Source organism: Streptomyces sp. HUAS CB01, from assembly GCF_030406905.1.
Taxonomy (GTDB): domain Bacteria; phylum Actinomycetota; class Actinomycetes; order Streptomycetales; family Streptomycetaceae; genus Streptomyces; species Streptomyces chengbuensis.
The window spans coordinates 1228615-1253549 of the sequence record NZ_CP129137.1; the positions used below are offsets into that span (position 1 = coordinate 1228615).

25 protein-coding genes are annotated in these 24935 nt (G+C 71.2%); 4 read left to right on the forward strand and 21 right to left on the reverse strand.

The features are described from left to right. Positions 1-3: 3 nt before the first annotated feature. Together QRN89_RS05480 and pyrR are read right to left on the reverse strand one after the other, a co-directional pair. Positions 4-984 carry an aspartate carbamoyltransferase catalytic subunit gene (locus tag QRN89_RS05480; protein WP_290353573.1) on the reverse strand — a complete coding sequence of 327 codons (981 nt, stop codon included), beginning with the start codon at positions 982-984 and terminating at the stop codon, positions 4-6. A gap of 87 nt (positions 985-1071) precedes the next feature. Next, the gene (gene pyrR / locus QRN89_RS05485) at positions 1072-1647 is read right to left on the reverse strand and encodes a bifunctional pyr operon transcriptional regulator/uracil phosphoribosyltransferase PyrR (RefSeq protein WP_290348223.1); all 576 of its coding nucleotides are present in this window, start codon (positions 1645-1647) and stop codon (positions 1072-1074) included. A 220-nt stretch (positions 1648-1867) separates the two neighbouring features. Here pyrR and bldD point away from each other — a divergent pair, with 220 nt between their 5' ends. After that, positions 1868-2368, forward strand: coding sequence for a transcriptional regulator BldD (bldD, locus tag QRN89_RS05490; RefSeq protein ID WP_017945577.1), 501 nt, complete (start codon positions 1868-1870; stop codon positions 2366-2368). Positions 2369-2704: 336 nt separating this feature from the next. Here the strand turns inward: bldD and nusB are convergent, their stop codons facing one another. The 15 genes from nusB to rpsD all read right to left on the reverse strand — a co-directional run bounded on the left by nusB (position 2705) and on the right by rpsD (position 17254). Beyond that, a complete protein-coding gene (nusB, locus tag QRN89_RS05495; protein WP_290348224.1) occupies positions 2705-3133 on the reverse strand; it encodes a transcription antitermination factor NusB in 429 nt (142 codons plus the stop codon). Positions 3134-3135: 2 nt separating this feature from the next. Continuing rightward, positions 3136-3702 (reverse strand): elongation factor P, encoded by a 567-nt coding sequence (efp, locus tag QRN89_RS05500; RefSeq protein WP_018892597.1) that lies wholly within the window; start codon positions 3700-3702, stop codon positions 3136-3138. Between the two features lie 71 nt (positions 3703-3773). Further along, positions 3774-4889 carry an aminopeptidase P family protein gene (locus QRN89_RS05505; RefSeq protein WP_290348225.1) on the reverse strand — a complete coding sequence of 372 codons (1116 nt, stop codon included), beginning with the start codon at positions 4887-4889 and terminating at the stop codon, positions 3774-3776. Positions 4890-5277: 388 nt separating this feature from the next. Next, on the reverse strand, positions 5278-6120 hold the full coding sequence (locus tag QRN89_RS05510) for a Pro-rich N-terminal domain-containing protein (RefSeq protein WP_290348226.1): 843 nt from the start codon (positions 6118-6120) through the stop codon (positions 5278-5280). A 133-nt stretch (positions 6121-6253) separates the two neighbouring features. Beyond that, entirely contained in the window at positions 6254-6694 is a 441-nt protein-coding gene (aroQ, locus tag QRN89_RS05515; protein ID WP_290348227.1) for a type II 3-dehydroquinate dehydratase, read from the reverse strand. Beyond that, positions 6691-7785 carry a 3-dehydroquinate synthase gene (aroB, locus tag QRN89_RS05520; protein ID WP_290348228.1) on the reverse strand — a complete coding sequence of 365 codons (1095 nt, stop codon included), beginning with the start codon at positions 7783-7785 and terminating at the stop codon, positions 6691-6693. The genes aroQ and aroB overlap by 4 nt, the downstream gene beginning before the upstream one ends. Further along, positions 7782-8264 (reverse strand): shikimate kinase, encoded by a 483-nt coding sequence (locus QRN89_RS05525; RefSeq protein ID WP_290353574.1) that lies wholly within the window; start codon positions 8262-8264, stop codon positions 7782-7784. The genes aroB and QRN89_RS05525 overlap by 4 nt, the downstream gene beginning before the upstream one ends. Before the next feature lie 65 nt (positions 8265-8329). After that, positions 8330-9514: a chorismate synthase gene (aroC, locus tag QRN89_RS05530; RefSeq protein WP_290348229.1), complete on the reverse strand. Its 1185-nt coding sequence runs from the start codon at positions 9512-9514 to the stop codon at positions 8330-8332. 223 nt (positions 9515-9737) lie between these two features. Beyond that, positions 9738-10580: a shikimate dehydrogenase gene (locus QRN89_RS05535; RefSeq protein WP_290348230.1), complete on the reverse strand. Its 843-nt coding sequence runs from the start codon at positions 10578-10580 to the stop codon at positions 9738-9740. Further along, positions 10558-12330, reverse strand: coding sequence for an endolytic transglycosylase MltG (gene mltG / locus QRN89_RS05540; RefSeq protein ID WP_290348231.1), 1773 nt, complete (start codon positions 12328-12330; stop codon positions 10558-10560). The genes QRN89_RS05535 and mltG overlap by 23 nt, the downstream gene beginning before the upstream one ends. Before the next feature lie 103 nt (positions 12331-12433). Further along, a complete protein-coding gene (gene ruvX, locus QRN89_RS05545) occupies positions 12434-12898 on the reverse strand; it encodes a Holliday junction resolvase RuvX (protein ID WP_290348232.1) in 465 nt (154 codons plus the stop codon). Next, complete coding sequence (gene alaS, locus QRN89_RS05550) at positions 12898-15582, reverse strand: alanine--tRNA ligase (RefSeq protein ID WP_290348233.1); 2685 nt, start codon at positions 15580-15582, stop codon at positions 12898-12900. Before alaS ends, ruvX begins: the two co-directional genes overlap by 1 nt. Beyond that, the gene (locus tag QRN89_RS05555; protein ID WP_290348234.1) at positions 15582-15932 is read right to left on the reverse strand and encodes a DUF6167 family protein; all 351 of its coding nucleotides are present in this window, start codon (positions 15930-15932) and stop codon (positions 15582-15584) included. The genes alaS and QRN89_RS05555 overlap by 1 nt, the downstream gene beginning before the upstream one ends. A gap of 6 nt (positions 15933-15938) precedes the next feature. Continuing rightward, on the reverse strand, positions 15939-16370 hold the full coding sequence (locus QRN89_RS05560) for a DUF948 domain-containing protein (RefSeq protein WP_290348235.1): 432 nt from the start codon (positions 16368-16370) through the stop codon (positions 15939-15941). Between the two features lie 272 nt (positions 16371-16642). After that, on the reverse strand, positions 16643-17254 hold the full coding sequence (gene rpsD / locus QRN89_RS05565; protein WP_290348236.1) for a 30S ribosomal protein S4: 612 nt from the start codon (positions 17252-17254) through the stop codon (positions 16643-16645). Between the two features lie 326 nt (positions 17255-17580). Between rpsD and QRN89_RS05570 the strand changes: the two genes are divergently transcribed. Next, entirely contained in the window at positions 17581-18201 is a 621-nt protein-coding gene (locus QRN89_RS05570) for a DUF2470 domain-containing protein (protein ID WP_356948608.1), read from the forward strand. A gap of 27 nt (positions 18202-18228) precedes the next feature. Here QRN89_RS05570 and QRN89_RS05575 read toward each other — a convergent pair whose 3' ends face one another. The 4 genes from QRN89_RS05575 to QRN89_RS05590 all read right to left on the reverse strand — a co-directional run bounded on the left by QRN89_RS05575 (position 18229) and on the right by QRN89_RS05590 (position 22500). Beyond that, positions 18229-19593, reverse strand: coding sequence for a replication-associated recombination protein A (locus QRN89_RS05575; RefSeq protein ID WP_290348238.1), 1365 nt, complete (start codon positions 19591-19593; stop codon positions 18229-18231). Positions 19594-19698: 105 nt separating this feature from the next. Next, entirely contained in the window at positions 19699-20346 is a 648-nt protein-coding gene (locus tag QRN89_RS05580; RefSeq protein WP_290348239.1) for a vitamin K epoxide reductase family protein, read from the reverse strand. 166 nt (positions 20347-20512) lie between these two features. After that, positions 20513-21775: a histidine--tRNA ligase gene (gene hisS / locus QRN89_RS05585; RefSeq protein WP_290348240.1), complete on the reverse strand. Its 1263-nt coding sequence runs from the start codon at positions 21773-21775 to the stop codon at positions 20513-20515. Between the two features lie 11 nt (positions 21776-21786). Beyond that, complete coding sequence (locus QRN89_RS05590; RefSeq protein ID WP_290348241.1) at positions 21787-22500, reverse strand: MBL fold metallo-hydrolase; 714 nt, start codon at positions 22498-22500, stop codon at positions 21787-21789. Between the two features lie 152 nt (positions 22501-22652). Between QRN89_RS05590 and QRN89_RS05595 the strand changes: the two genes are divergently transcribed. Beyond that, positions 22653-23435, forward strand: coding sequence for a peptidylprolyl isomerase (locus QRN89_RS05595; protein ID WP_290348242.1), 783 nt, complete (start codon positions 22653-22655; stop codon positions 23433-23435). Positions 23436-23609: 174 nt separating this feature from the next. Then, the gene (locus QRN89_RS05600) at positions 23610-24839 is read left to right on the forward strand and encodes a DUF349 domain-containing protein (protein ID WP_290348243.1); all 1230 of its coding nucleotides are present in this window, start codon (positions 23610-23612) and stop codon (positions 24837-24839) included. Positions 24840-24935 lie beyond the last annotated feature (96 nt).

Consider the following 24935-nt stretch of genomic DNA (forward strand, 5'->3'; position numbering starts at 1 on the left):
GGGTTACTTCGTCTCCTCGGTACGGGCGTGGGTGACGGCGGGCTCGTTGCCGCCGAGAAGCAGGTAGAGGACCGCCATACGGGTGTGCACACCGTTGGCCACCTGCTCGATGGCGGTGCAGCGGTCGGAGTCGGCGACCTCGGCGGTGATCTCCATGCCGCGCACCATGGGGCCGGGGTGCATCACGATGGCGTGCTCGGGCATCTTGGCCATGCGGTCGCCGTCGAGGCCGTAGCGCCGCGAGTACTCGCGCTCGGTCGGGAAGAAGGCCGCGTTCATGCGCTCGCGCTGCACCCGCAGCATCATCACCGCGTCGCTCTTCGGCAGCGTGCTGTCCAGGTCGTACGAGACCTCGCAGGGCCAGTGGCCGACGCCGACGGGCAGCAGGGTGGGCGGGGCGACCAGGGTGACCTCGGCGCCGAGCGTGTGCAGCAGGTCCACGTTGGAGCGGGCGACGCGGCTGTGCAGGATGTCGCCGACGATCGTGATCCGCTTGCCCGCGAGGTCCTGCCCGAGGCCGGCGTCCCGGCCCACGAGGCGGCGGCGCATGGTGAAGGCGTCGAGCAGCGACTGGGTGGGGTGCTGGTGGGTGCCGTCACCGGCGTTGATGACCGCGGCGTCGATCCAGCCGGAGGTCGCGAGCCGGTAGGGGGCGCCGGAGGCACCGTGCCGGATGACGACGGCGTCGACGCCCATCGCCTCCAGCGTCTGTGCGGTGTCCTTGAGCGACTCGCCCTTGGAGACGGACGAGCCCTTGGCGGCGAAGTTGATGACGTCCGCGGACAGCCGCTTCTCGGCCGCCTCGAAGGAGATCCGGGTCCGGGTCGAGTCCTCGAAGAAGAGGTTGACGACGGTCCGGCCGCGCAGGGTGGGCAGCTTCTTGATCGGCCGGTCGGCGACCCGGGCCATCTCCTCGGCGGTGTCGAGGATCAGGACGGCGTCGTCACGGGTGAGGTCGGCGGCCGAGATGAGGTGACGCTTCATCTTGGTGTGCTCCAGGGTGTGGAGATGTGCGGGCATGCGGGCGCGCGAGCGCTGCCCGTAGGGCGGAACGGGGGCCGTACGGGGGTGCTACTGCTCGCCGGACGGGGCGGTCTCCCGCACGCCCAGGAGCACGGTGTCGCGACCGTCCTCCTCGGAGAGCTGGACCTTGACCGTCTCCCGCAGCGACGTCGGGAGGTTCTTGCCGACGTAGTCGGCGCGGATGGGCAGCTCGCGGTGGCCCCGGTCCACCAGGACCGCGAGCTGGACGGCGCGCGGACGGCCGATGTCGTTCAGCGCGTCGAGGGCGGCGCGGATGGTGCGCCCGGAGAAGAGCACGTCGTCGACGAGGACGACCAGGCGGCCGTCGATCCCGTCGGCCGGGATGTCCGTGCGGGCGAGGGCACGGGCGGGACGGAGCCGCAGGTCGTCGCGGTACATGGTGATGTCGAGCGAGCCGACGGGGATGGTGCGGCCGGTGATCCCGGCGAGCTTGGCGGCGAGCCGGTCGGCCAGGAAGACGCCGCGCGTCGGGATGCCGAGGAGCACCACGTCGTCGGCGCCCTTGGCGCGCTCGACGATCTCGTGGGCGATGCGGGTCAGTACCCGCGCGATGTCGGGGCCCTCGAGGACGGGGCGCGCGGCATCGGAAGTGTGTGCGTCCATACGAAACGGACCTCCTTCTCCGCCTCACGGGACGGACCTTAAAGGACGTCGGATTTGCGCCGTCCACGGTACCAGGGCCCGCGGGAGGCTCCCGACCACCCCCTCGGGAGGAGCGTACGGACCATTCGGCTTGACGTGGCCAAGTAACGCTGCGTAACCTTCACAGTGAGTGACCAGCCGCGCGGCCGAGCCGCACGTGATACAGCGTCCGGGGAGCTATATGTCCAGCGAATACGCAAAACAGCTCGGGGCCAAGCTCCGCGCCATCCGTACCCAGCAGGGGCTCTCGCTCCACGGGGTGGAGGAGAAGTCCCAGGGCCGCTGGAAGGCCGTCGTCGTCGGGTCGTACGAGCGCGGGGACCGCGCCGTGACCGTTCAGCGCCTGGCCGAGCTGGCGGACTTCTACGGTGTACCGGTGCAGGAGCTCCTTCCAGGCACCACGCCGGGTGGCGCCGCCGAGCCGCCGCCGAAGCTCGTGCTCGACCTCGAGCGTCTTGCCCACGTCCCCGCCGAGAAGGCCGGACCGCTGCAGCGTTACGCGGCGACCATCCAGAGCCAGCGCGGTGACTACAACGGCAAGGTGCTCTCGATCCGGCAGGACGACCTGCGCACGCTTGCCGTCATCTACGACCAGTCGCCGTCGGTGCTCACCGAGCAGCTGATCAGCTGGGGCGTGCTGGACGCCGACGCGCGTCGCGCGGTCGCCCACGAAGAGGGCTGACGCCACAACAGCAGAAACGTTGCCGCCGGGCCGTGGGAGGGGCTGCCTCCCACGGCCCGGCGGCGTTCTGCGGGGACCCGGGTCGCCGGGCGGTCCGCCGGCGCCTCTCCCGGGAAGCACCCGTGGAACGGGCTGCGGCTTCGCCGGGGGCGTGCGTGCCGTTCGCCCACGCCCCGGCCCGCCGCGGCGGGCCGGGCGGCGCGGTGAGCGCCTCCGGCGACGGTCATGGGCGGCACGTCCCGGCACGCCCGGCCCGCGGGCTCCTCCGGCTACGCCGAAGGCCCGCAGCACACCGTGCTGCGGGCCTTCGTGGCTCCGCCTGGCCCCAGCCGTGGCCTACGCGTCGCGGAGGGTCGGCTTCAGGTCCTTGAAACGCCCCAGCAGGCCGTTCACGAAGGACGGCGAGTCGTCGGTCGAGAACTCCTTGGCGAGCTGTACCGCCTCGTCGATCACCACGGCGTCCGGGGTGCCGTCCACCCACACCAGCTCGTACGCACCGAGGCGCAGGATGTTGCGGTCCACGACGGGCATCCGGTCGAGCGTCCAGCCGACCGCGTGCGTGGCGATCAGCTCGTCGATCCGGTCCGCGTGCTCCGCGTACCCCTCGACCAGCTCCATCGTGTACTCGCCGACCGGCGGCTGGCGGTCGTCGGACCGCGAGTGCCGGATCCAGTCCGCGAGGACCTCCTGCACGGAGGCACCGCGCTGGTCGGCCTCGAAGAGGATCTGGAAAGCGCGCTTGCGGGCCTTGTTGCGGGCAGCCACGGTTAGCTGTTCACCCGGCCGAGGTAGTCGCCGGAACGGGTGTCGACCTTGATCTTCTCACCGGTGGTGATGAAGAGCGGGACCTGGATGGTGTAGCCGGTCTCCAGGGTGGCGGGCTTGGTGCCGCCCGTGGAGCGGTCGCCCTGGACGCCCGGCTCGGTCTCCTGGATGACGAGCTCGACGGCGGCCGGCAGCTCGACGTAGAGCACCTCGCCCTCGTGCGTCGCGACGGTGGCGGTGAAGCCCTCGATGAGGAAGTTGGCGGCGTCGCCGACGGCGTTGCGGGCGACGTGCAGCTGGTCGTACGTCTGCATGTCCATGAACACGAAGTACTCGCCGTCCATGTACGAGAACTGCATGTCGCGGCGGTCGACGGTGGCCGTCTCGACCTTCACGCCGGCGTTGAAGGTCTTGTCGACGATCTTGCCGGAGAGCACGTTCTTGAGCTTGGTGCGCACGAAGGCCGGGCCCTTGCCGGGCTTGACGTGCTGGAACTCGACGACGGACCAGAGCTGGTCGTTGTCGAGCTTGAGCACCATGCCGTTCTTGAGGTCGTTCGTGGTGGCCACGGTTGCGGAATCTCCTGGACTGACGCTGGTGGACGACCGGGGAGAAGCGAAGGTGCACGCTGCCAGCGAAGCTAGAGCGCGAGCAGCTCCTTGGTCGTGATGGTGAGTAGCTCGGGTCCGCCGTCCGCCTCCTGGCGCACGACGAGCGTGTCATCGATCCGGACTCCGCCCCGGCCCGGGAGGTGGACCCCCGGTTCGACGGTGACCGGCACACAAGCGTCCAGTTTACCCATGGCCGCAGGTGCCAGCTGCGGGTCCTCGTCGATTTCCAGTCCCACACCGTGGCCGGTGAGGGGCGCGAGACCCTCGCCGTACCCCGCCGAGTCGAGGAGGTGACGGGCCGCGCGGTCCACGTCCCGGTACCCGGCGCCGGGCACCAGCGCCTCGCGACCGGCCCTCTGAGCGGCGAAGACGACGTCGTACAGGTCGATCTGCCAGTCCGCGGGAGTGGTGCCGATGACGAACGTGCGGCCGATCTCGCAGCGGTAGCCGCGATAGTTGGCGCCGAGGCAGACGGAGAGGAAATCGCCCTCCTCGACGCGCCGGTCCGAGGGCCGGTGGCGGCGGCGTCCGGCGTTCGGCCCCGTGGCGACCGACGTGGGGAAGGCCGGACCGTCGGCGCCGTGGTCGACGAGCCGGCGTTCGAGCTCGAGGGCGAGATGGCGCTCGGTGCGGCCGACGAGGATGGACTCCAGCAGTTCGCCGAGGGCCTGGTCGGTGATCTCGGCGGCGATCCGCAGACAGGCGATCTCGTCCTCGTCCTTCACCATCCGCTGCTGCTCGACGGCGCCGTCCAGGTCGGTCAGCCGCAGGCCCGGCGCCACGGTGCCGAGGGCACGGTGGCGGGCGACGGTGAGGTGGTTCTCCTCGACGGCGAGCGCCTCGGCCCCGGACGCCGCGGCGTTCTCCGCGGCGGCCACGGCGGGGTCGTGTCCGTGCGCCGGGAGGACGGTCAGCCGGAGCTGCTCGTCCAGACGCCCGTCGACGGGGTCGCCGGTGGGCGCGGTGGGGCACAGCAGTTCGTCGGCCGACTCCCCCGCGGGGCCCAGGAGCAGTACGGCGCCGGGCGGGGCGCCGCCTGCGAGGTAACGGACGTTGGCGGGCCGGGAGATCAGCGCCGCGGCGCTCCCGGCCGCGACACACCGGTCGCGCAGCCGGCTGCGGCGGACAGCGAACACCTCGGACATGTGACGAGCCTAAGAGCGCGGAGCGGATCCGGCTGGTTGAAAGCGTCCGTGCGGGGCTCGGCGGGGTCGCGCCAGGCATGCGGGGCCGGTGACGGGTACGCGTCGATGCGGCCGGTGCGCTTGTCGGAGCGCGGCCATGCGCTGCGGCGTGCGCGTCGCGCTTCGGCCCGGGACCGTGGCGCCGTGACTCGGCGTCGTACCACAGCGCGGGACGCGGGTGCCGGCGTGCCACCGACCCCCGTGCGGGGCGGGCGCTCCGTACGGGCGGCGGCGCGCTCGTCGAGGACGAGCACCCGTGGGTCGGACGACGCGGGTGGTGGAGCGGTCCGCTCGCCGGCCGACGGAGCGGCCCGCGTGCGGCCGCGGTCAGGGACGCCGCGGCGCGCGCCTACCAGGCGGGCGGGCTCTTCAGCGCGCGGGCCAGCACGTCGTCCAGGATGCGCGCGGTGGTCTCGACGTCGCACTGGGAGTTGTCGATGATCGGCAGGCCCGAGCCGTACCAGCCGGCCATGCGGCCGTGGATGCCGGCGACCTCCTCGTCCGAGAGGCGGCGGTTGCCGCTGCGCTCGGCGTTGCGCTCCAGGACGATCTCCAGGCCGGGCAGCAGCACCACGGGCAGCAGCCCGGGTCCGACATGGCGCTTCCATCCGCCGAGCCCGACGACGGGGCGGTCGGGGAAGACGGCGTCGTCGAGGATGCAGGAGATGCCGTTGGCCAGGAAGTTGCGGGCGGCGAAGCCGCAGGTGCGGCGGGCCAGGCGGTACTGGGCCTCGGACTGGTCGTTCCAGCCGGTCTGGGGGTCGGCGAAGCCGGAGCAGACCCATTCGCGGACGTCGTCGAGGCTGATGTGCGCGGTGGGGACGCGGCGGTGCTGCGCCCAGTGCCGCGCGACGGTCGTCTTGCCCGCGCCCGCGGGGCCGATGAGCAGGACCGCGAGCGTGGCGGTGCCGGTGCCGCAGTCGGCGGGCGGTGAGGGTATCGGAACCGGTCCGCCCGGTGGGAGGGAGACGTGTCCCGTGGTCTCCGGGGAGGGCGGCACCGGCGCCTGCTGCGCCGCCGGGCCGCTCCAGCCCTGGGCGGGCGGCATCCGCGGCGGGGGGCTCTGCGGTGGCGGGGGGCCGGGGTGCTGGGCCTGGTGCTCCCATCCGGCCGCCGGGGCGTGCCCGGGCACGGGTCCCGGGACGTGTCCCGGCCCGTGGGGAGGCAGCGGAGCTCCCACTGCGTGCTGCATCCGGTGCCACTCCGTCTCGTACGACTTCACGCTGGTCGGACGGGAGTTGGCCCGTCCGTACGGAACGGTACCCTCCCCGGTCGCTCCTGTGGGAACGGCCGGGGCCGGTACGAAGTGCCCGTGACGGACGGGTTCAGCCGTCGAGTTCCTCGGCCAGCGCGTGCAGGGCCAGCCGGTACGAGCCGATCCCGAAGCCGGCGACGGTTCCGGAGGCGACCGCCGCGATCACCGAAGTGTGGCGGAATTCCTCGCGTGCGTACGGGTTCGAGATGTGCACCTCGATGAGCGGGGCGGTCCGCTGGGCGGCCGCGTCGCGCATGCCGTACGAGTAGTGCGTGAAGGCACCGGGGTTGATGACGACCGGGATCGAGCCGTCGGCGGCCTCGTGCAGCCAGCGGATCATCTCGCCCTCGTCGTTGGTCTCCCGGACGTCGACGTCGAAGCCGAGCTCCTTGCCCAGGGTCCGGCAGGCGTCGACCAGGCCCGCGTACGAGGTGGAGCCGTACACGTCCGGTTCCCGGGAGCCGAGGCGTCCGAGGTTCGGGCCGTTCAGCACGAGGACGCGGCGGCTCACGCGGACACCTCACCGAACGCGGCGAGCAGCACGGCCGGGTCCGGGCCCTCCAGCACCGTGGGCTTGGCGAGACCGTCGAGCACGATGAAGCGCAGCAGATCGCCGCGGGACTTCTTGTCGACCTTCATGGTCTCCAGCAGCCTGGGCCACTGGTCGCCCCGGTAGGTGAGCGGCAGGCCGACCGATTCCAGCACGGTCCGGTGCCGGTCGGCGGTCGCGTCGTCGAGCCGGCCGGCGAGCCGGCCGAGCTCGGCGGCGAAGACCATGCCGACGGAGACGGCGGCGCCGTGCCGCCACTTGTACCGCTCGTTCTTCTCGATGGCGTGCGCCAGCGTGTGGCCGTAGTTGAGGATCTCCCGGAGGCCGGACTCCTTGAGGTCGCTGGAGACGACGTCCGCCTTGACCCGGATCGAGCGCTCGATCAGCTCCGCGGTGTGCGGTCCGGCGGGGGTGCGGGCGCTCTCCGGGTCCCCCTCGATCAGGTCGAGGATGGCGGGGTCCGCGATGAAGCCGGCCTTGATGATCTCGGCCAGGCCGCTGACGTAGTCGTGGACGGGCAGGGAGTCCAGCGCACCGAGGTCGCAGATCACTCCGGCGGGCGGGTGGAAGGCGCCCACGAGGTTCTTGCCCTCTGCGGTGTTGATGCCGGTCTTGCCGCCGACGGCCGCGTCCACCATGGCGAGGACGGTGGTGGGCACGGCGATCCAGCGCACCCCTCGGAGCCAGCTCGCGGCGACGAACCCGGCGAGGTCGGTCGTGGCGCCGCCGCCGACGCCGACGATGACGTCGGTACGGGTGAAGCCCGTCTGGCCGAGGGCCTTCCAGCAGTACGCCGCGACCTCGACGGTCTTCGCCTCCTCGGCGTTGGGCACCTGGATGGCGACGGCCTCGTAGCCCTGGTCGGCGAGGTCCTGGCGGATCGCCTCACCGGTCTCGGCGAGGGCCTCGGGGTGGACGACGGCGACGCGCTTGGCCCGGGGCCCGATCAGTCCCGGGAGCTCGCCCAGCAGCCGCCGGCCGACGAGCACCTCGTACGGTTCGGAGCCCGCGGTGCCGCCGACCTGGATGCGGGTGACTGCCTGCTCGGTCATGCGTCCTTCCATTCGAGTGCGTCGAGGACCGCCTGGGCGACCTCTTCGGGCGTGCGGTCGTCGGTGGCGACGACGACCCGGGCGACTTCGGTGTAGAGGTGCCGGCGGGCCTCCATCAGCTCACGCCACTGGCGGCGCGGGTTGACGGCGAGCAGCGGGCGGGCGGCGTTCAGCCCGACGCGGCGCACGGCTTCCTCGACGTCCATCGAGAGATACGCGACGGGCAGCCCGGACAACAGTTCACGGGTGCCCCGGTCGAGGATCGCGCCGCCTCCGAGGGCGAGTACGCCCGTGTGCTCGGCGACGGCGGTGCGGACCGCCGCGCTCTCCAGCTCGCGGAAGTGCGGTTCGCCGTCCTCGATGAAGATGTCCGAGATCTCGCGGCCCTCGGCCGCCACGATGTCGGCGTCGGTGTCGCGGTAGCCGGTGCCGAGGCGCTCGGCCAGCAGGGCGCCGACCGTGGACTTGCCGACGCCCATCGGCCCGATCAGTACGACCTTCGGGCCGCCCGCGCCGGGCCGCGGGGGCGCGGCCTCGTGCGGGCTCACCGGACGGCCAGGTTCTCGAGGTACGAGCGCACGTTGCGGCGGGTCTCGGGAACGCTGTCACCGCCGAACTTCTCCGCGACGGCGTCCGCCAGCACCAGCGCCACCATCGCCTCGGCCACGATCCCCGCCGCCGGCACAGCACACACATCCGAGCGCTGGTGGTGGGCCGCGGCGGACTCGCCGGTCACCACGTCCACCGTCCTGAGCGCACGCGGCACGGTCGCGATCGGCTTCATCGCCGCACGCACCCGCAGCAGCTCCCCCGTGCTCAGACCACCCTCGGTACCGCCGGAGCGGCCGGAGGAGCGACGGATGCCGTCCTCGGTGGAGACGATCTCGTCATGGGCCCGGGAACCGGGCACCCGGGCCAGCTCGAAACCGTCACCGACCTCCACACCCTTGATCGCCTGGATGCCCATCAGCGCCGCGGCCAGACGCGCATCGAGCCGGCGGTCCCAGTGCACGTGCGAACCCAGACCCACCGGCACCCCGTAGGCAAGCACCTCCACCACACCACCGAGCGTGTCACCGTCCTTGTGCGCCTGATCGATCTCCGCGACCATCGCCTTCGACGCGTCCGCGTCCAGGCAGCGCACCGGGTCGGCGTCGAGCCTCTCCACATCCGCCGGCGTCGGGTACACCCCGCGGGGAGCCCTGGCCGCGGCAAGCTCGACCACATGCGAGACGATCTCGACGCCCGCCGTCTCCCTCAGATAGGAGCGGGCGACGGCGCCCAGAGCGACACGCGCCGCGGTCTCCCGGGCACTCGCACGCTCCAGCACCGGCCGGGCCTCGTCGAAGCCGTACTTCTGCATCCCCGCAAGATCCGCATGACCAGGCCGGGGCCGGGTCAACGGCGCGTTACGAGCCAACTCGGCCAGCTCGGCCGGATCGACCGGATCGGCCGCCATCACCTTCTCCCACTTGGGCCACTCCGTGTTGCCCACCATGACCGCGACCGGAGAACCCAGCGTGAGCCCGTGCCGCACCCCACCGAGGAAGGTCACCTCGTCCCGCTCGAACTTCATCCGCGCACCACGTCCATAACCCAGGCGCCGCCGTGCCAGATGGTCCGCCACCATCCCCGTGGTGACCGGGACGCCGGCGGGAAGACCCTCCAACGTCGCCACCAGCGCGGGTCCGTGCGACTCCCCCGCGGTCAGCCAACGCAACCTGCTCAACGGTGCTCCTCATGCTCGCGCCTGGAACTGCGACGGCGCGGCCTCGGGGCACTCCTCCAGCGGCTGGAGACACCCCCGGCCTGTGGTGGCCGGGAGCGGCGCGGCCCGGGCCCGCCTCCCCCGATCCTCCCACGTCCGGGCCGCGCACCCGGCCGTGGTCCAGCAGACGGACGGGCGGACGGGACACGACCGGCGTGATCCGGAGCCGCTGAGGGCCCTGGTGTCAGCGCCCTGCGAGGGCCTCCTCGCCGGCCGCGCGCATCGCGGCCAGCGGGGCCGGGGAGCGTCCGGTCATCTGCTCGACCTGGAACACGGCCTGGTGCACCAGCAGGTCGAGACCGCCGACGACGGAGCCGCCCTGCTCGGCCCAGACCGCGGCGAGCGGTGTGGGCCACGGGTCGTAGAGCACGTCGAACAGGGTGCCGGGGCCTTCCGGGACGTACGGGACGAGGGTGTCCGTCGCCCCGGCCGGGGTGGTGGCGACGACCAGCGGGGCGTCGAAGGCGTGCGCCGCCTCCGCCCAGTCGGCCGTGTGCACCTCGACGCCGAGTCGCGCGCCCCACCCGCGCATCTCCTCGGCCCGGGCCCGGCTGCGCACATAGGCGGTGACCGGCCCCGTGCAGATCCGGCCGAGCGCGGCGAGCGCGGAGGAGGCGGTCGCCCCGGCGCCCAGGACGGCCGCGTGGTCGACCTTCTCCACGCCGCGCTCGCGCAGGGCGGCGACCATGCCGGGGATGTCGGTGTTGTCGCCGGTGCGCCGGCCGTCCTCGCCGAGGACGACCGTGTTGACCGCCTCGACGGCGGCGGCGGTGGCGCTGATCTCGTCGAGCAGCGGGATGACCGCGCGCTTCAGCGGCATGGTGAGCGACAGCCCGGCCCAGCTCGCGTCCAGTCCGAGGAGGAAGCCCTCCAGGTCCCCCTCGGTCACCTCGAACCGGTCGTAGGACCAGCCGATGAGGCCGAGCGCCTTGTAGGCGGCGCGGTGCAGCACCGGGGAGAGCGAGTGGGCGATCGGCGACCCGAGGACCGCGGCCCGGCGTGTGTCAGTCGCTGCCGCGCGTGTCATTGAACTTTTCCTTGAGCTTCTCGAAGTCCGCGTGGTTCGTGGCGTATTCGGTCTTGTGCTTGCCGTCGGTCGCCACGAAGTACAGCCAGCCGTTCGAGGTCGGGTTGATCGAGGCGTTCAGTGCCGTCAGATCGGGGTTGCCGATGGGCCCGGGCGGCAGCCCCTTCTGGGTGTACGTGTTGTACGGGTCCTGATTGCTGTTGATCTCCCGCTCGCTGATGTCGATCTTGCTCTGGCCCTTGAGGTAGTTGAAGGCCGAGTCGAACTGCAGCAGCTGGTTGGTCTCGGTGTTGGTGGGCTTCAGGCGGTTGTAGATGACCTCGGCCATCTTCCTGTAGTCGTCCTCGTTCTTGCCCTCGGCCTGCACGAGGCTGGCCACGGTGATCAGTTCCCAGGCGTTGTTCAGCTTGAGCTGCTTCGCCTTGGCCTCGAGGTCGACCTTCCCGTACTCCTGGTTGGCCCGGGCGACCATGGCCTTCAGGATCGTCTCCGGCTTGGAGCCCGGCGCGACCGGATACGTGGACGGGTAGAGGAATCCTTCCAGCGGGTCCTTGACCTCCTTGTGGTTCTGGGCCCACACGGGGAGTCCGAGGTTCTTCGCCTCCTTCAGGGCGACGGCCTTCGTCGTGCCGGGGTCGAGCTCGAGGCGTTTGTCGATCAGCTGGTAGATCGCCGCGTTCCGGGCGCCCTCGGCGATGCTGAGGGCGTTGCGGTTGTTCGGGTCGAGCATCGCCTTGACGGCGTCCTCGGCCGACATCCCCTTCTTCAGGGTGTAGACACCGTCCTGGATGCTCGTGCCGCGGGGGTTGTCGTTCTGCGCGGCGACGAAGGCGTCGACGCTCTTGACGACGCCGGCCTTCTTGAGCGCGTTGCCGATGTCCGTGCCGCTGGCGCCCAGGGCGATCTCCACCTGCACGCTTCCGCTGCCGGGGCCGTCGAAGTCGGGTGCTTCACCGAACTGCCCCTGCCAGAACTGGTAACCGACATAGCCGGCACCGCCGGCGCCGCCGACGAGGACCAGGGCGACGAACAGACAGGCGAAGCCGTTGCGGCCCTTCTTCTTTTTCTTGGCCGGGCCGCGACCGTCACCGCCGCGGCGGGTCGTCTCGCCGGGCTCGTCGTCTTCGTCGTCGCGGCCGCGGTCGTCACCCGTGAAGAACGGGTGGTCCTCCTCCTGCCGGTCGGACCCCCAGTCGTCGTCCGCCGGAGGCGGCTGCTGCCCCTGGGGCGGCGGGGCGGTGCGACGCCCGGGAGGCTGCGGCGGCGGGTAGGCGTCGGGCGTGCCGTAGTAGTCGGCGCCACCGGTGTAGGGGACGGCTCCCGCGTTCGGGTCGTACTGCGTCTGCGGGCCGGTGTCCCAACCGCCGCCGTACTGCCCGGTGGCGTACTGACCGGTGTCGTACTGCCCTGTGTCGTGCCGGCCCGTGCTGTACTGGCCGGTGGCGTACTGCCCCGTGTCGTACTGCTGCTGACCGTACTGTCCCGTGTCGTACTGGCCCGTGTCGTACTGCTGCTGACCGTACTGGCCCGTGTCGTACTGCTGCCCGTACTGCTGAGGATGGCCCGTCCGGTACTCCCCGCCCCCGTAGTGGGCGGGGTCCTGCGGCTCCTGCGGGTACTGCTGCTGCGGCTGGCCGCCGTAGGACGCAGGGCCGGCGCCACCCTGCTGTCCTCTCCGCCCCTGGTCCCCGTACAAAGGATCCTCGGGGTGCCACGGTTCGGAGCCGGGGCCCCGGCCATAATCAGTCATCGATCCCCTAGAGCCGCGAGACGAGCGACGAACGCTCCGCCTCTACGTTGTGCGGCGGTTGTTCGAACACCGCCGCATCGCGCGGAACGTTACCGTATCGCGATCAGATGACCACTTCGACGCCCTCGCCCGGGGGACCTCCCGAGGTCCGTTCGGCCTCCAAAGCGTTCTGAAGGATGACAACTGCCGCGACCTGGTCGATGACAGACCGGCCCTTTTTGGACTTCACACCCGAAGCGCGCAGCCCCTGACTGGCCGTCACTGTGGTCATCCTCTCGTCGACCAGTCGCACCGGAACCGGGTGGACACCGTGGGCGAGTTCCTGGGCGAAGGCGCGGACCTTGGCCGCCGCCGGGCCCTCGCCGCCGCTCAGTGAACGGGGCAGGCCCACGACCACCTCGATCGGCTCGTACTCCTCGACCAGCTGCCTCAGCCGCCGGTGGGCGGCCGGGACGTCACGTCCCGGCACGGTCTCCACCGGGGTGGCGAGGACCCCGTCGGGGTCGCACGAGGCGACCCCGATCCGGGCGTCCCCGACATCGATCGAGAGACGACGTCCTCTGCGCATCAGGCCGTCTCGGCGACCAGGCGCTCGACGGCGGCGATGGCGTCGCCGACGGCCTCCGGGTTCTGCCCGCCGCCCTGGGCGACGTCCGGCTTGCCGCCACCGCCGCCGCCGAGGGTCTTGGCGGCGGCACGGACCAGCTCGCCGGCCTTGAGCCCGCGCTCACGGGCGGCCTCGTTGGTGGCGATGACGGTCAGCGGACGCCCGTTGGCCGTGGTGAACAGCGCCACGACGGCCGGACGGTCGCCGGCCCCCGACTGCTGCTGGAGCCGGCCGCGGACGTCGAGGACCAGCTTGCGCAGGTCGTCGGCAGAGGTGCCGTCCGGGACCTGGCCGGTGACCAGCGCCGTGCCGCGGATGTCCCGGGCGTTCTCGGCGAGACCGGCGGCGGCCTGGAGGACCTTCTCCGCCCGGAACTTCTCGATCTCCTTCTCGGCGTCCTTCAGCTTGCCGAGCATGCCGGCGATCTTCTCCGGAAGCTCCTCCGGACGCCCCTTGACCAGCTCCTGGAGCTGGGCGACGACCGTGTGCTCCTTGGCGAGGAAGTGGTAGGCGTCGACGCCGACGAGGGCCTCGATACGGCGCACGCCCGAACCGATCGACGACTCTCCCAGCAGCTTCACCAGACCCAGCTGGGAGGTGTTGTGCACGTGCGTGCCACCGCACAGCTCCTTGGAGAAGTCGCCGATGGTGACGACGCGGACCCGCTCCCCGTACTTCTCGCCGAACTCGGCGATGGCGCCCTGCTTCTTGGCCTCGTCGATGCTCATGACCTCGGCCTGGACGTCGAGCTCACGGGCCAGGACCTCGTTGATCTTCTGCTCGACGTCGGTCAGGACCGTGCCGGGGACGGCGGCCGGGGAACCGAAGTCGAAGCGGAAGCGGCCCGGCGAGTTCTCGGAACCGGCCTGAGCGGCCGTCGGGCCGAGGGCGTCGCGAAGCGCCTGGTGGGTGAGGTGCGTGGCGCTGTGGGCGCGGGCGATGGCGCGCCGGCGCCTGACGTCGATGGCGGCGTAGGCGGAGGCGCCCACGGTCACCTCGCCGACCTGTACGGAACCCTTGTGCACCGAAACGCCCGGGACGGGCTGCTGCACGTCACGGACCTCGATGACGGCACCCGAGTCGAGCTTGATCCGGCCCTGGTCGGCGAGCTGACCGCCGCCCTCGGCGTAGAACGGGGTGCGGTCGAGGACGACCTCGACCTGGTCGCCCTCGGTGGCGGCCGGCGAGGGCACGCCGTCGACCAGCAGGCCGACGATGGTCGACTCGCCCTCGGTCTGCGAGTAGCCGGTGAACTCGGTCGAGCCGGAGGCGTCGGCGACCTCGCGGTAGGAGGACAGATCGGCGTGGCCGGTCTTCTTGGCCTTGGCGTCGGCCTTGGCGCGCTCCCGCTGCTCCTTCATCAGACGGCGGAAGCCGTCCTCGTCCACGGTCAGGCCCTGTTCGGCGGCCATCTCGAGGGTGAGGTCGATCGGGAAGCCCCAGGTGTCGTGGAGCAGGAAGGCCTTGTCGCCGGAGAGGACGGTCGAGCCGGCGTCGCGGGCCTCGGTGACGGCGCCGTCCAGCACGTTCGTACCGGCGTTCAGCGTCTTGAGGAAGCGGGCCTCCTCGGCGAGCGCGACGGTCTCGACGCGCTTGCGGTCGGTCTCCAGCTCCGGGTACTGCTGCCCCATGGTCTTGATCACCACGTCGACCAGCGCGGAGACGACGGGACCGGTGGCGCCGAGGAGGCGCATGTTGCGGATGGCGCGGCGCATGATGCGGCGAAGGACGTAGCCGCGGCCCTCGTTGCCGGGGGTCACACCGTCGCCGATGAGCATCACGGACGTACGGATGTGGTCGGCGACGACGCGGAGGGACACGTCCGACTCGTGGCTGTCGCCGTAGCGGACGCCGGTGAGTTCCGTGGCCTTGTCGATGACGACGCGCAGGGTGTCCGTCTCGTACATGTTCTGCACGCCCTGAAGGATCATGGCGAGACGCTCGAGTCCGAGACCGGTGTCGATGTTCTTGCTCGGCAGGTCCCCGACGATCTCGAAGTCCTCCTTGCCGGAGCCCTCGCCGCGCTCGTACTGCATGAAGACCAGGTTCCAGATCTCCACGTAGCGCTCGTCGTTGACGGCCGGGCCGCCCTCGGGGCCGAACTCGGGGCCGCGGTCGTAGTTGATCTCCGAGCAGGGGCCGCACGGTCCGGGGACGCCCATGGACCAGAAGTTGTCCTTCTTGCCCAGGCGCTGGATGCGCTCGGCGGGGACGCCGACGACCTCGCGCCAGATGCGCTCGGCCTCGTCGTCGTCGAGGTAGACCGTGATCCAGAGCTTCTCGGGCTCGAGGCCGTAACCGCCCTTGTCCTGGGGCGAGGTCAGCAGCTCCCAGGCGTACTTGATGGCCCCTTCCTTGAAGTAGTCGCCGAAGGAGAAGTTGCCGCACATCTGGAAGAACGTGCCGTGGCGGGTGGTTTTGCCGACCTCTTCGATGTCGGGCGTGCGCACGCACTTCTGCACACTGGTGGCGCGCGGGGCGGGCGGCTTGGTCTCGCCCAGGAAGTACGGCTTGAAGGGGACCATGCCTGCGTTGACCAGGAGCAGAGTCGGGTCGTCCGCGATGAGCGACGCCGAAGGCACGACGGTGTGCCCGCGCTCCTCGAAGAAGCTCAGCCAGCGGCGGCGGATTTCAGCCGACTCCATCAGTGGTCCTCATTCCGGTTGTACGAGCGCTTCTCGTCAAGCATCTCGTAGTGCTTCTTGTCGTGCTTGTGGTTTTCCAGGGCGGCCCGTCGGCGCTGTGCGGGCAGTGCCCGGTTGTCCACGGGAGCCTCGATGCCCAGCGCCTCGCCGAGCTCGGCCTCGCGCTGGGCCATCCCGGCCCGGACGTCCAGGGCGAAGTCCTTGAGCCGGTGTCCGGTCTCGACCGCCTTGTTCGCCGCCTGGGCGGCGAGGCTCTCCGGAGTCAGCTGCCTGAGTTTGCGGTTGACCTTGGTGGTGGCCCACACGCCTGCGGCGGCGCCGGCGGTGAACCAGAACGCACGACGGAACATCGGGTCTCAGTCCTTCTGCTTCCGGCGCCTCGCGGCCGGTACGGTGCGGCCGACGACGACCGTGCGCCGCGTCTGCGCGGGCGGTGCGCCGTCCTTGGTGCGGCTCATCGCGCGGCGCACGCCGTAGCCGAACGCGGCGACCTTCACGAGCGGGCCACCGAACGTCGAGGCGACGGTGGTGGAGAGCGCCGACGCGTTCGAGGTGACCTCCTGGACGTCGGAGGCGATGGCGTCGACCCGGTCGAGCTGGGTCTGCGCGGAGCGGACGGTGGCCGAGGCGTCGGCCAGCAACGGCACCGCCTGTTCGGTCACCTCCGCCACCAGCTTGGTGGTCGCCCTGAGCGTCTGGGCCAGCCTCACCAGCACCACGGCGAGGAAGGAGACCAGGATCGCCCAGAAGACGGCCACCAGGATCCCGGCAACCTCTCCACCGGTCACGCTGCACCGCTCTCTGCTCGTCGAGGGCCACTTCGAAAGTCTTTGTCCGACCCTATCGCGCCCGGGGTCGGACCCCGTAACGGATCAGTGACCGCAGCACGGGAGTTGCGGGGATTCCACGGGCCGTTCCCGGCCGCACACGCTCCGTGCCCACGGTCGGCTCAGCCCCCTCCGTCCCGGTCGGGCGGAACGCGAGAGCCCGCCGCTCCCCCGCCGGTGAGGGCGGGGAGGCGGCGGGCCGGGGCGCTGAGGCCGGTGGTACTGCCGCCGGCTCAGCGGGCGTAGTACTCGACGACCAGCTGCTCGTCGCAGATCACCGGGATCTCCTTGCGGTTCGGCTCCCGGTCCAGGCGGAAGGCGAGCGCCTTGAGGTTGACCTGCAGGTAACGCGGGGTCTCACCGTCGGGCGCGTAGCCACCCTCACGGGCGACCTGGAACGGGTGCTTCTCGCGCGAGCGCTCACGGACCGTGATGACGTCGTCCGGGCGGACACGGAAGGACGGCTTGTCGACCTTGCCGCCGTTGACCTCGATGTGGCCGTGGACGACCATCTGACGGGCCTGGTAGATCGTCCGGGCGATGCCGGAGCGGAGCACCAGGGCGTCGAGACGGCGCTCGAGCTCGATGATCAGGGCCTCACCGGTCTTGCCCTGCACCTTGCTGGCGCGCTCGTAGGCGCGGACCAGCTGACGCTCCGAGACGTCGTACTGCGCACGAAGACGCTGCTTCTCGAGCAGACGGACCTTGTAGTCCGAGTTCTGCTTGCGGCCGCGGCCGTGCTCACCCGGCGGGTAGGGGCGAGCCTCGAAGTACTTGACGGCCTTCGGCGTCAGGGCGATGCCGAGAGCACGCGACTTCTTGACCTTGGGTCGCGACTGGTTCACGGGGAACCTACCTCCATGTAAGTTAGGTGAGCCTTACCTTATTCGAGGAGGACGTAATGTCTCGACCGCATGGGATCCCCCTGCCCAGTGCGCATCGCAGTTCGGACGACTCGACAGAATCGATGTCCGCTTGCGACGACGATGAACAAGGTCAGCCGCGTCCCAGGGAAGGCGCCCGGCAGCCCACCGAAGCCGAGCGCGTACGAACCCTCGTTGAGAACAACGCCTCAGTATCCCTCACGCTGCCGGGTGCTCGCGACCACGGTCCCGGATACTGGGAACCCGCCGCACGCACCGTCACTCCCGAGGGGGACGTCGTTCTCCTTGTGCCATGGGATTCTCCCACGGCACGGGCGGCCGCCTACGCCCAGGACGACGACCTCACCTGCGTGATGGAGATCACCGATGTCGCCCCCGTCGCGGTGCGGCAGCGGATCCGGGGCAGGGCCTGGCTGGCGGGCTGGCTCACCGCCGTGCGCAACGAGGACCGCGCCCGCTGCGAACGGCTGCTCGCCGAGCGGCATCCCGAACACGCCCCCTCGTACACCGACGCGGACCATCCGGCCTGGATGCTCGTGCGGCTGGAGACCGGCGAGATCTCGCTCGACGACCTGTGGGGCGCGGGCCGTGTGGATCCCGCGGACCTCGGCGCGACCGAGCCCGATCCCGTCGCACCGCACGAGGCGGACCTGCTGCAGCATCTGCACTCGGCGCACGGCGAGCAGGTGCGGGGGCTGGCCGGTCTGCTCGGTGAGCGTGCCGGCGAAGCGGGCGCCGCGGTACGGGACGTGGTGCCGCTGGCCCTCGACCGCTTCGGCCTGCGGCTGCGCTGCACCACCGCGGAGGGCCGTACGTTCGACGCCCGCTTCGACTTCCCCGAGCCCGTGCAGGACACCGGAGCGCTCCGGCACGCGATGCACACCCTCTTCGCCGCTGCCACGGGGTGACCGGGCGCCGCTGCCGGGCGGGCCCGGTCAGGACCCCGGCGGGGTCTCGCCGCGCAGCCGCTCGCGCACCTTCTCGACCACGTCCGCGTAGCGCGCTTCCGCTCCGTACCGCGTCGGTTCGTAGTAGCGCTTGCCGTGGACGGCGTCCGGCGCGTACTGCTGCGGGGCGATCCCGCCCGGGACGTCGTGCGGATACACGTACCCCTGGGCGTGGCCGAGCTTCGCCGCGCCCTTGTAGTGGCCGTCGCGCAGATGCCGCGGGACGGGTCCCGCCAGCCCGTTGCGCACGTCGGCCAGCGCGGCGCCTATCGCCGTCGTGGCGGCGTTGGACTTGGGCGCCAGGGCCAGCGCGATGGTGGCGTGGCTCAGGGTGAGCGCCGCCTCCGGGAAACCGATCATGGCCACGGCCTGGGCGGCCGCGACGGCGGTCGGCAGGGCCGTCGGATCGGCGAGCCCGATGTCCTCGCTGGCCGAGATCATCAGCCGCCGGGCGATGAAGCGCGGGTCCTCCCCGGCCTCGATCATCCGGGCCAGGTAGTGCAGCGCGGCGTCCACGTCCGAGCCCCGGATGGACTTGATGAGCGCACTCGCCACGTCGTAGTGCTGGTCGCCGTCCCGGTCGTACTTCACCGCCGCACGGTCGACCGTCTCCTCCACGGTCTGGAGGAGGATCTCCGACTCGCCCTTGGCCAGCGCGGCGCCCGCCGCGGCCTCCAGTGCGGTCAGGGCGCGTCTCGCGTCGCCCCCGGCGATCCGCAGCAGATGCGCCTCGGAGTCGTCCGGCAGCGTCACGGCGCCGTCGAGACCGCGCTCGTCGGTCAGCGCCCGGCGCAGCAGACCGCGCACGTCGTCGTCGGTGAGCGGCTCCAGCGTGAGCAGCAGGGAGCGGGACAGCAGCGGGGAGATCACCGAGAAGTACGGGTTCTCCGTGGTCGCGGCGATCAGCGTCACCCAGCGGTTCTCCACGGCGGGGAGCAGGGAGTCCTGCTGGGCCTTGCTGAAGCGGTGGATCTCGTCGAGGAAGAGGACGGTCTCCTTGCCGAAGCCGCCCGCGGCACGGCGGGCCCCGTCGATGACGGCCCGGACCTCCTTGACTCCGGCGGTGATCGCGGAGAGTTCGACGAAGCGCTTGTTGGTCGCCTTGGAGACGACGTACGCCAGGGTCGTCTTGCCCGTGCCGGGCGGGCCCCAGAGGATCACCGAGGAGGCTCCCGCGGGCCCGCCGGAGCCCTCGCCGACGAGCCGGCGCAGCGGGGACCCCGGCTTGAGCAGATGCTGCTGGCCCACGACCTCGTCGAGGGTGCGGGGACGCATGCGGACGGCCAGCGGGCTCGCCGACGGATCCTTCTCCTGGCGTTCCTCGGCGGCGGCGGTGAAAAGATCGGGCTCCACGTGATGAAGCCTAAGTGAGGGGACTGACAGCCCCCGCCGCGGTGCCTCGGGAGCCCTCCGGACCCCTCTCCGGCCACCGGCGGTGCCCCGTCCGGCGCCCGCGGCTCAGCCGAGCCAGAAGTCCCACCAGCGCGTCAGGATCAGCATGCCGATGACACCGGTGTGCAGCACCGGCAGGACCCACGTGAACTCGGCGAGGAAGCCCTTCGCCCAGGCCGGGGCGGGCAGCAGTCCGTTGCGGATGTTGTGCGAGGTGACGTACCAGAACATGAAGATCGTGGCGACCCACGCCAGGCAGCACCAGAGGCACAGTGCGTTGATGCTGTACAGCGACTGGTACTGGAGCCAGGTGCAGAACGCGACGCCGAAGAGGGTGCCCGCGTTGAACGTCAGCCAGTACCAGCGGCGGAAGCGCGCGCCGGCGAGGAGGCTCATGCCGACGCCGATCACGATCGCGTAGGTGACGAGGCCGAGCATGGGGTTCGGGAAGCCGAACGCCGAGGCCTGTTCGCTCTCCATCACGCTGCCGCAGGAGACGATCGGGTTCAGGCTGCAGCCGGGGGTGAACGTCGTCCCGGCGATCTTGGCCTCGAGGATCTTGAACTTGTCGATCGTGATGATCCACGCGGCCAGCAGCCCGGCCGCTCCGGTGATCACCAGCAGCCATGCGAACGCACGGCTGCCGCCGACGGCGCCGCGCGTCCGCTCCGCTTCCCGGCCGGAGGACACGCCGTCAACCGCTGCAGTCGTCATATCGTCGTTTCCATCGCTCGGTCACTGCTCTGGCATGGTCATTCTGCCGCACTCACGCCCCTGTCCACCGTTCGATGGACATAAGGACTCCCGCCCCGCCCCGCCGCGAGGACGGGAACGCGAAGGCCCGGCCCCCACGGGCCGGGCCTTCGGACGCACGTCCCGGTCAGACGAGCTTCGCCCGGATCTCCTCGACCACCGCGTCGAGGGCGATCGGCGCCTGCTCGCCGGTCTCCATGTCCTTGAGCTGGACCACTCCGTCCGCGAGGTCCCGCTCGCCGGCGACGATCGCGTAGCGGGCCCCGCTGCGGTTGGCGTTCTTCATGGCCCCCTTGAGGCCCTTGCCGCCGTAGGAGAAGTCGGCGGCGACCCCCGCCCTGCGCAGCCCGGTGACGACGCCGAAGAGCACGCGGCGCGCCTCCTCGCCCAGCGGCACCGCGAACACACTGGTGGACGCGGGCAGTTCGAGCTCGATGCCCTCGGCCTCCAGCGCGAGGACCGTGCGGTCCACGCCGAGCGCCCAGCCCACCGACGGCAGCGCCGGGCCGCCGATCATCTCGGACAGCCCGTCGTAGCGGCCTCCGCCGCCCACCGCGGACTGCGAGCCGAGTCCGTCGTGGACGAACTCGAACGTGGTGCGCGTGTAGTAGTCCAGCCCGCGCACCAGCTTCTCGTCGTCCTCGTAGGCCACGCCGGCCGCCGTCAGCAGCTCGCGGACCTCCTCGTGGTACGCCTTGCACGCGTCGCACAGGTAGTCGCGCAGCATGGGCGCTCCCACGAGCTGCCTCTGGACCGCGTCGCGCTTGTCGTCCAGCACCCGCAGCGGGTTGATGTCGACGCGGCGGCGGGTGTCCTCGTCCAGGTCCAGCCCGCGCAGGAAGCCCTGGAGCGCGTCCCGGTAGACCGGACGGCACTCCTTGTCGCCGAGCGAGTTCAGCAGGATCCGGAAGTCGCTCAGGCCCAGCGAGCGGTACGCCTGGTCGGCGAGGATGATGAGCTCGGCGTCGAGCGCCGGGTCCTCGGCGCCGATCGCCTCGGCGCCGACCTGGGAGAAGTGCCGGTAACGGCCCTTCTGGGGGCGCTCGTAGCGGTAGTACGAACCCGAGTACCAGAGCTTCACCGGCAGGTTGCCGGACTTGTGGAGGTTGGCCTCCAGCGCCGCGCGCAGCACGGACGCGGTGCCTTCGGGCCGCAGGGCCAGCTTGTCGCCGCCCTTGGTCTCGAAGGCGTACATCTCCTTGGTCACGATGTCGGTGGACTCACCGACCCCGCGCGCGAACAGCTCCACGTTCTCGAAGCCGGGCGTCTCGATGTAGCCGTAGCCCGAGTTCCGCAGCGGCGCGGCGATCGCCTCGCGCACCGCCAGGTACTTCGCGGAGTCCGGCGGGATCAGGTCGTACGTGCCCTTGGGGGCCTGGAAGGTGGTCACGGAAGGTCTCGTCACATTCCTCGTCGGGGAGCGGCGGTGCCGCCGTCTCCCTGGCCGGCGGCCACCTCCCGCAGATACGGGTTGGTGGCGCGCTCGCGGCCGATGGTCGTCTGGGGGCCGTGGCCGGACAGCACCACGGTCGAGTCGTCGAGCGGCAGGCACACGCGGGCCAGCGAGTCGAGCATCTCGGCCATGTCACCGCCGGGCAGGTCGGTGCGTCCGATGGAGCCGGCGAAGAGCAGGTCGCCCGAGAAGAAGACCGGCGGGATGTCCGCGGCCTCGGGCAGTCCGAAGGTCACCGACCCCTTGGTATGGCCGGGCGCGTGCCGCACGGTCATCTCCAGACCCGCCAGCTTCAGCGCGGCACCGTCCGTCAGCTCGTGGACGTCGTCGGGCTCCCCCACGGTCAGCTCGCCCATGAGCGGCATGCCGATGGAGCGGCCGAGGGCCTTCTCCGGGTCGCTCATCATGTACCGGTCGGCGGGGTGGATCCACGCCGGTACGTCATGGGCTCCGCACACCGGGACGACCGAGGCGACGTGGTCGATGTGGCCGTGGGTGAGCACCACGGCGACGGGCTTGAGCCGATGCTTCCTGAGCGTCTCCTCGACTCCCTCGGCGGCCTGGTGGCCCGGGTCGATGATCACGCACTCCTCGCCTGCGGCCGGGGCGACCAGGTAGCAGTTGGTCCCCCAGGCCCCTGCGGGGAACCCGGCAATAAGCACGATCGTCCTCAGTGTGTCGTCCGACGGGGATATTGCTTCACGGATTGCAACAGGTCAGAGCCTACCGGCGCTGCTCATTTCACAGCCAACCCGTATACGGTACGGGCACACCCGTGCCCCACGGATCACATCATCACCAAGGAGAAGACCCGGTGGTCACCAGCGATCAGCGGCGGCGGCAGCTCGCCAGGGAGAAGTACGAGCGGCAGCAGCGGCGCCGCGAGGAGGCCCGCAGGAAGGCCAAGCGCCGCAACGCGGTCATCGCGGCCGGACTCGCCGTCGTGGTGGCGGCCGGCGGTGCCGCGTACCTCTCGGTGGGTCTCGCGAACGGCGACTCGGGGGACGACACGTCGCAGCAGGCCGCCCCGACGCCCACGGAGAGCGAGAGCTCCGCGCCCGAGCCGAAGATGGCCATCGACGCCAAGGGCACCTACACGATGTCGCTGGACACCAGCCAGGGCGCCGTCGCGTTCACGATGGACGCCGCGAAGACGCCGCGCACGGTGAACTCGTTCAAGCACCTCGCGGACAAGGGCTTCTTCGACGGCACCACGTGCCACCGGCTGACGACGGAGGGCATCTTCGTGCTCCAGTGCGGGGACCCGAAGGGCGACGGCACGGGCGGCCCGGGCTACACGATCCCGGACGAGAACCTGACGGCCCTCGGCAAGCCGGCCGCGGACGGCAAGGTCACGTACCCGGCGGGCACGGTGGCCATGGCGAACACGGGCCAGCCGAACAGCGGCGGCAGCCAGTTCTTCCTGGTCTACAAGGACAGCGAACTGCCGCCGTCGTACACGCCGTTCGGCAAGATCGACGAGGCCGGTCTGTCCGTGGTCAAGGCCGTCGGGGCGGGCGGCGTCGTGGGCGGGGCCAAGGACGGTGCCCCCGCGAAGACCGTCACGGTGAAGAAGGCGGCGGTCAGCAAGGGGTGACCCGGCGAATTCGGCGGCGCCGAGTGCGGACAGCCGGGCGGCCGGTCGCCTAGATTGGCGTTGTGCAGCGCGGGCTGGGTCCGTGTTGCGGGAGGCGGGCGATGCCCGTCCAGGAAACTGTGGACGATGCCCGGGGGCCCGAGCCCCTCAGGGGCATCATGTGGAGGAGGCGCTGTGAGCAGCGACCCGTGGGGCCGCGTCGACGAGACGGGCACCGTGTACGTGCGGACTTCCGACGGTGAGAAGGTCGTCGGATCGTGGCAGGCCGGCTCTCCCGAGGAGGCCCTGGCCTACTTCGAGCGCAAGTACGAGGGCTTGGTGGTCGAGATCGGCCTCCTCGAGAAGCGGGTGAAGACCACCGATCTGTCGGCGAAAGACGCGATGACCGCGATCGATCACATTCGCGGGCAGATCGACGAGCACCACGCGGTCGGCGACCTCGAGGCGCTGGGCAAGCGGCTGGACGCGCTCGTGACGTCGGTCGAGGCGCGTCGCGAGGAGCGCAAGGCCCAGAAGGCGAAGCAGACCGACGAGGCCAGGCACGCCAAGGAGGCGCTGGTCGTCGAGGCCGAGGAGCTGGCGCAGAGCGAGCAGTGGCGGGCGGCCGGCGAGCGGCTGCGGGCTCTGGTGGACACCTGGAAGGGCCTGCCGCGGCTCGACCGGAAGTCGGACGACGAGCTGTGGCACCGCTTCTCCCACGCGCGGTCGGCGTTCTCCAAGCGCCGCAAGGCGCACTTCGCGGCGCTGGACGCGCAGCGGGAGGTGGCCCGGCAGACGAAGGAGCGGCTGGTCGCCGAGGCCGAGTCGCTGTCCGGTTCGACCGACTGGGGTCCCACGGCCGCGCGCTACCGGGAGCTCATGGCGGAGTGGAAGGCCGCGGGCCGCGCGCAGCGCGAGCACGAGGAGGACCTGTGGAACCGCTTCCGCGGCGCCCAGGACATCTTCTTCGCCGCCCGCAGCGGGGTGTTCGCGGAGCGGGACGCCGAGCAGACCGAGAACCTGAAGCTCAAGGAGGAGCTGGCGGTCGAGGCCGAGAAGCTGGTGCCGGTGACGGATCTGAAGGCCGCGCGTGGCGCCTTCCGCTCCATCAACGAACGCTGGGAGGCCATCGGCCACGTCCCGCGTGACGCCCGCCCGAAGGTCGAGGGCCGGATGCACGCGGTGGAGCGGGCCATCCAGGAGGCCGAGGAGGCCGAGTGGCGCCGCACCAACCCGGAGGCGCGGGCGCGTGCCGAGGGACTGACGGGTCAGCTGCAGGCCGCGGTCGACAAGCTGCGCACGCAGATCGACGCGGCCCGTGCGGCCGGCAACAACGCGAAGGCCGACAAGCTGTCGCGTGAGCTCGAGGGACGTCAGGCGCTGCTGGACCAGGCGCTGAAGGGCCTGGAGGAGTTCGGCGGCTGACACCGCGGACATGGTGACGGGGAAGGGCCCGGCAGCAGCTGCTGCCGGGCCCTTCCCCGTCCGTGGAGCCGCGTCACTCCGCCCTCCTCCGCGCCG

Bases quoted from the DNA above. Each gene is read 5' to 3' on its own strand.
- pyrR (WP_290348223.1), bottom strand. From the start codon at position 1,647: ATGGACGCACACACTTCCGATGCCGCGCGCCCCGTCCTCGAGGGCCCC.
- QRN89_RS05525 (WP_290353574.1), bottom strand. From the start codon at position 8,264: ATGGGCGTCGGCAAGTCCACGGTCGGCGCCCTGCTGGCCGAGCGCCTC.
- alaS (WP_290348233.1), bottom strand. From the start codon at position 15,582: ATGGAGTCGGCTGAAATCCGCCGCCGCTGGCTGAGCTTCTTCGAGGAG.
- QRN89_RS05535 (WP_290348230.1), bottom strand. From the start codon at position 10,580: ATGACACGCGCGGCAGCGACTGACACACGCCGGGCCGCGGTCCTCGGG.
- QRN89_RS05580 (WP_290348239.1), bottom strand. From the start codon at position 20,346: ATGACGACTGCAGCGGTTGACGGCGTGTCCTCCGGCCGGGAAGCGGAG.
- ruvX (WP_290348232.1), bottom strand. From the start codon at position 12,898: ATGCGCAGAGGACGTCGTCTCTCGATCGATGTCGGGGACGCCCGGATC.
- QRN89_RS05505 (WP_290348225.1), bottom strand. From the start codon at position 4,889: ATGTCCGAGGTGTTCGCTGTCCGCCGCAGCCGGCTGCGCGACCGGTGT.
- QRN89_RS05480 (WP_290353573.1), bottom strand. From the start codon at position 984: ATGAAGCGTCACCTCATCTCGGCCGCCGACCTCACCCGTGACGACGCC.
- QRN89_RS05555 (WP_290348234.1), bottom strand. From the start codon at position 15,932: ATGTTCCGTCGTGCGTTCTGGTTCACCGCCGGCGCCGCCGCAGGCGTG.
- mltG (WP_290348231.1), bottom strand. From the start codon at position 12,330: ATGACTGATTATGGCCGGGGCCCCGGCTCCGAACCGTGGCACCCCGAG.
- aroB (WP_290348228.1), bottom strand. From the start codon at position 7,785: ATGACCGAGCAGGCAGTCACCCGCATCCAGGTCGGCGGCACCGCGGGC.
- bldD (WP_017945577.1), top strand. From the start codon at position 1,868: ATGTCCAGCGAATACGCAAAACAGCTCGGGGCCAAGCTCCGCGCCATC.
- QRN89_RS05510 (WP_290348226.1), bottom strand. From the start codon at position 6,120: ATGCAGCACGCAGTGGGAGCTCCGCTGCCTCCCCACGGGCCGGGACAC.